The organism is Actinoplanes sp. NPDC049802 (assembly GCF_040656595.1).
Classification (GTDB): Bacteria; Actinomycetota; Actinomycetes; order Mycobacteriales; family Micromonosporaceae; genus Actinoplanes.
Genome location: NZ_JBFAMR010000177.1, coordinates 1 through 2,123, shown reverse-complemented (window position 1 = coordinate 2,123; position 2,123 = coordinate 1). Strand labels below are relative to the sequence as shown.

Annotated in this window: 1 protein-coding gene; it reads right to left on the bottom strand. The window is 69.4% G+C overall.

The genetic code is table 11. The features are described from left to right. Window positions 1–1,186 precede the first annotated feature (1,186 nt). Complete coding sequence (locus AB0I88_RS41220; RefSeq protein WP_361037743.1) at window positions 1,187–1,873, bottom strand: hypothetical protein; 687 nt, start codon at window positions 1,871–1,873, stop codon at window positions 1,187–1,189. Window positions 1,874–2,123: the final 250 nt, after the last annotated feature.

Sequence of the window (2,123 nt, the reverse complement as noted above, 5' to 3'; positions counted from 1 at the left end):
ACCGCCTGCCGCGGCGCAACCGCCTGCCGCGGCGCAACCGCCTGCCGCGGCGCAACCGCCTGCCGCGGCGCAACCGCCTGCCGCGGCGCAACCGCCTGCCGCGGCGCAACCGCTGGACTTGGCCAGGCTGCCGGTCGCGAGACGGCCGTCGGTCGTTTTCGGATCTCTGTTCGCAGCGAATCCGTTGCTCACGACGGTGCGGCTAATCGGGGCGGAGCCGCGGCGGGCCACCGGGGCTCAAGCGATCCGTGCGGTGGCCGGGGCCGTGTGCCGGATTCACGCGTCAGGCGGACCCGTGGGGCCGGACCGCTCGGGTGACTGGCTCGTCGGAGTGGCCGCCGGGTGCGTGCGGAGGACTTCGCCGGTCCGGGTGGCCCGCCGCCCGGCCCAGTACCGGGCCGGGCGGCGGTGGGGCGGCCGGCGAGAACGACGGCGGTCGGGCCGAGCCGGTTTCGGTCTCGGGTTCGGCTCGAGTAAGGCCGACGAGATCGGCATCCAGCGGAATCAGGGATTCGCCATCCCCTCCCCGGACCGTTCCTCCCGGAGCGGGAGAATTCCCGGCTGTTTCTGCCAGGACGCGCAAATTCCCGGCTGTTCTTGCCGGAGCGGGAGGATTCCCGGCTGTTTCTGCCGGAGCGCGCAAATTCCCGGCTGTTATCGCCGGAACGCGCGCAATCTCACCGACTCATTTTAGATCGCGTTTCCGATCACGCGAAATCGATCGATTCATGACACCGCCATATCGTCGATGGCCGTCGCGCCATGTGTGTCACCACCGACCCGGCTCGGACCGGTCGCGATCTCCGCACCGGGCGGCTGTCCGCTCAGTGGCTGATCTTCTGCTGCTATGTCAGTGCTCTTTCGGGGCGTGCGAGTCGGCGCTGAGGCCAGCTGAAGGCTTTTCGGCTGGCTGCGGGGGCTGACTGACTCAGCGGGCGTGCGGCAGCGCTGACCCCGCTGGCTATTTGAGGAGAGCCGTCTACCTGCGGAAACGCCACGGCGGAGGGGTCTCCACCTCCCTGTAGTCGCCGTCGCAGGCCATGAAAATCTGGATCCAGGTCCGATTTCCGCTACCCGACACCCCCGAGGCGAGGCCCGGCGGCCAGGGATCGGACCAGATATGCGCTGGTAGAGAGCCTTTCTTAAATAGCCAGCAGGGTCAGTGTTCACGGCCAGCCGGGGTGGATCACGGTTCCGTCCGTGGCGTGGTCATGCGGATGCTCCTCGGCACCGGGAGGCGGGCGGTGTGCCGCTGGGCTCGGTGGCGGTCAGCGGAGCCGGTGTTCGCGTGGCTCGGTGAGGTCGCGGAGGTCGCGGAGAAGGATGTGGTTCGGGCCTGGTGGGGCGTCGCAGCCGGTGCCGTGCACGTCGAGGCCGGCGAGGTCGCGGGCGAAGGCGGCGGGCGGCCGGAATTGACCGGGGTCGAAGTGAAGGTCACCCGGGTGCCGGAGCCCGGGGGAGGGCTGAACGGGGTGGGCGGGCGCAGCGGGCGGGCGCCGGCCAGCTCCTGGCGGAAGCCTCGGCCGTCACGCCAGACCTCGAGAGACGTCCGGGCGGTCAGGGCGGCGGCGGCCTGGTATTCCCAGCGTTCGGGGCTCAGCAGGGCGCCGTGGCCGTTGACGGTCAGCGTCTCGGCCTGGTCGTCGGCGATCGTGACGATCAGATTCCCGGTGATCTCGGCGGTCACGTGGGAGGTGTGGGGGTCGGCGCCGGTATGCAGGGGGCGCCACAGGATCACGGCGAGCATCCGGGTCGGCAGGCTCGGATCGTCCTGGCCGGCCCCGAAGTACATGCCGGGGCGCTTGCGGACCGCTTTGTCGAACTCCAGGACCTCGATCATCGAGCTGTCGTACTCCGGGAGATCGCTCGGCATGGGTGAAAGCTACCCGGTGGGCGTGTTGTGGCTTGGTGTGGTGGTAGCTCGGTGGGCGTGTTGTGGCTTGGTGTGGTGGTAGCTCGGCGGGCGTGTTGTGGCCTTGGTGTGTGGGCCTGCCCCGTTTGACGGACATCCAAGATCAGGGGACCTGGGGTCTCCGGGAGGATGTCCAGCATCATGGAGAGCGTGGGAAAGAAGCGATCGAGGCCGCGGCGGGCATTCACGTCCGAGTTCAAGGCCGAGATCG